This window comes from Neisseria sp. P0021.S005 (assembly GCF_051956955.1).
In genome coordinates this window covers 1-3,120 of record NZ_JBQCWY010000361.1, presented here as the reverse complement: position 1 = coordinate 3,120, position 3,120 = coordinate 1, and the positions used below count along the sequence as shown (strand labels likewise).

The 3,120-nt window shown below is 47.7% G+C and carries 3 protein-coding genes; all 3 read left to right on the top strand.

What is annotated here, in order from left to right:
- The first annotated feature begins 105 nt into the window (after positions 1–105).
- The gene (locus ACTHUE_RS14190; RefSeq protein ID WP_049336962.1) at positions 106–648 is read left to right on the top strand and encodes a pilus assembly protein PilP; all 543 of its coding nucleotides are present in this window, start codon (positions 106–108) and stop codon (positions 646–648) included.
- Positions 649–668: 20 nt separating this feature from the next.
- Positions 669–2,801, top strand: a complete 2,133-nt coding sequence (gene pilQ / locus ACTHUE_RS14185) for a type IV pilus secretin PilQ (protein ID WP_049336963.1) — start codon at positions 669–671, stop codon at positions 2,799–2,801.
- A gap of 131 nt (positions 2,802–2,932) precedes the next feature.
- A partial coding sequence (locus ACTHUE_RS14180) for a shikimate kinase (protein ID WP_440423801.1) occupies positions 2,933–3,120 on the top strand: 188 nt, incomplete at its 3' end.

Sequence of the window (3,120 nt, the reverse complement as noted above, 5' to 3'; positions counted from 1 at the left end):
AAAGCACGTCCGGCCGAAGAGATTGCTGCCGAATTGGCTGCGCAACAGGCACAAGAAGAAGGCAAACCTGCCGAGAATGAGCAAAAATAAAAGAATAGGGAAATCATGAAAAAAATCATCTTACTCTTAAGTCTTCTTCCCTTGGCAGCCTGTACGCAAAGCTATGAAGATTTGACTCAATGGATGACGCAAACCCGTCAGGAAGCAAAATCCAAGATTATTCCGTTTGAAGAGCCGACGGTTACATTGCCTAAGCCGTATAACCCGCCGAACTTTAAAGGCATGAATGCGTTTGATTCACGCCGTTTGGACACTGCCCCTAAAGGCGGCAATGCGCCGGATGTGAACCGTCCGAAAGAAACATTGGAAGCCTTCAGTTTGGAAAATATGGCCTTTGTCGGAACGCTGCAAAGCGGCGGCAAAGTTTCCGGATTTATCAAGGTCAACGACCATGTTTATACCGTTTATCCCGGAAACTACATCGGTCAGAATTACGGCAGAATCCAAAGTATTACCGAAGATAAAATTATCTTGACCGAGCAAGTTGAAGACAGCTACGGCAACTGGGTGTACCGGAAGGCCGAATTGCCATTGAACAGTAAAGAGGCGGATTCTTCCAATAGCTCAGATAGTTCGAATTCAAATTAATTTAGGGGTCTCACTCGATTATGAAAACCAAGCACATGACAAAATTATTTGCCGGCTTCAGCGTTGCCCTCGCTGTTCAGACGGCCTTTGCAGGCAATATTACCGATATCAACGTTTCCACTTTGCCTGACAACCAAAAAATTATCAAAATCCGTTTCGACAAAGACGTCACTACACCTCATGGTTTTGTAACATCTACTCCGGCGCGTATCGCATTGGATTTTGCCAACACCAATATCCGTTTGCCTCAGCCTGTTTTGGAATATGCCGACCCATTGCTGAATCAAATTACTGCGGCACAAAACAATGACCGCGCACGCGTGGTTTTGGGTTTGAACAAAATCAGCCAATACAATACTGAGATTCGCGGCAACGAAGTTTGGGTGTTTGTAAACGAATCTACTGACCAAACCAATGCAGCCGTTGCAAATGAACGTGCGGCTACGCCGTCTACCGCGCGCGCTGCTCAGACTTATCAAGCCGTTTCAGCAGCCAATATTGATTTCCGCAAAGGCGCACGCAATTCCGGCATTATTGAATTGTCCGCCCCAGGTTTCAGCGGACAGCCGGACATTAAACAGCAGCGCGACCGCGTGGTTGTTACCTTGAAAAACCATACGCTGCCGACACAAGCGCAACGCAGTTTGGATGTGGCTGACTTCAATACGCCTGTACAAAACGTTACGCTCAAACGTATCGGCAATTCTACCCAGCTCATTATCCGCAACAGTAATGCGAATTGGGACATTAATACCAAAGCCTCTTCCGGCCGTTTTGTATTTGAAGTATCGCCTAAAGCCGCCAATACCGAATCCGGCGGCTTGAACCAAAATGCAAACAAATCGTTTAAAGGCCGTAAAATTTCCTTGGACTTCCAAGATGTAGAAGTCCGTACCATTTTGCAGATTTTGGCGAAAGAGTCCGGCGTGAATATTGTTGCCAGCGATACCGTCAAAGGCACCATGACCCTGTCCTTGAAAGATGTGCCTTGGGATCAGGCTTTAGACTTGGTCATGCAGGCGCGCAATTTGGATATGCGCCGTCAAGGCAACATCATCAATATCGCACCTCGCGATGAATTGTTGGCAAAAGACAAAGCCTTCTTGCAGGCGGAAAAAGAGATTGCCGAATTGGGCCCGCTGTATTCTCAAACCTTCCAGTTGAAATACAAAAACGTGGAAGAATTCCGCAAAATTCTGCGTTTGGAAGAATACGACAGCAATAATTCCAATACCCGCAACACTCTGTTGAGCAACCGAGGCAGCGCCTTAATCGATCCGGCCACCAATACGCTGATCGTGACCGACAACCGCGGCGTGATTGAGAAATTCCGCAAACTGATTGATGAATTGGACGTTCCAACCCGTCAAGTGATGGTGGAAGCGCGCATTGTGGAAGCAGAAGATACCTTCTTCCGCAACTTGGGCGTTAAATTCGGTTCCGGTGGTGCAAGTGGCCGTAACGCATGGGGTAGCAACTGGAGCAATGCACAAACCAACTACAATACCAATGCCTCATTTAACCGTGGCGACGTAGGCTACCGCACATGGACTTTGGATCCGAACGTCAGTCTGCCGACCGCAGCCGCAGTCAACAGCATTGCGCTGGTGCGTGCGTTCTCATCCGGTGCATTGGGTTTGGAAATCAGCGCGTCTGAAGAACAAGGTAAGAGCAAAACCATTTCCAATCCGCGCGTGCTGACACAAGACCGCAAAGAAGCCAAAATTGAATCCGGTACGGAAATTCCTTATCAAGAGGCTTCTTCCAGTGGTGCGACTTCGATTACCTTCAAGAAAGCCGTTTTGGGCTTGACCGTAACGCCGAATATTACGCCTGACGGTCAAATCATCATGACTGTGAAGATTAATCGAGATACCCCGATCGACTGTACCGTGGATTCTCTGACAACCAAGTGTATCAACACCAAACACTTGAATACCCAAGCCATGGTTGAAGATGGCGGTACGCTGATTGTCGGCGGTATTTATGAGGAAGAAAGCACCAATGCAGTGAACAAAGTCCCTGTTTTGGGCGATATTCCTGTTGTCGGCAATCTGTTCAAATCACGCGGCAAACGTGAAAACCGCCGTGAGCTGTTGATCTTCATCACGCCGCGCATTATGGATAATGTGGGTAACAATCTGCGTTATTGATTTTAGAATGACAAACAGGCATATCTGCAAAGGTATGCCTGTTTTCGTTTTCAGACGGCCTGAGATGAAAAGGCCGTCTGAAAAACGACGAACTTTTCCACGAAACCACCATATCGTATAAAATGACCCACATGGAAAAAATCAACGGCAATTTAATCTTAATCGGGCTGATGGGCGCGGGCAAAACCACTTTGGGCAAGCAGCTTGCCCAAATGTTTGAATGCCCGTTTTACGACAGCGACTACGAAATCTGCGCTTCTTCGGGCGTATCCATTCCGACCATTTTTGAGATGGAAGGGGAGGAAGGCTTCCGCAACCG

Bases quoted from the DNA above. Each gene is read 5' to 3' on its own strand.
- ACTHUE_RS14190 (WP_049336962.1), top strand. From the start codon at position 106: ATGAAAAAAATCATCTTACTCTTAAGTCTTCTTCCCTTGGCAGCCTGT.
- pilQ (WP_049336963.1), top strand. From the start codon at position 669: ATGAAAACCAAGCACATGACAAAATTATTTGCCGGCTTCAGCGTTGCC.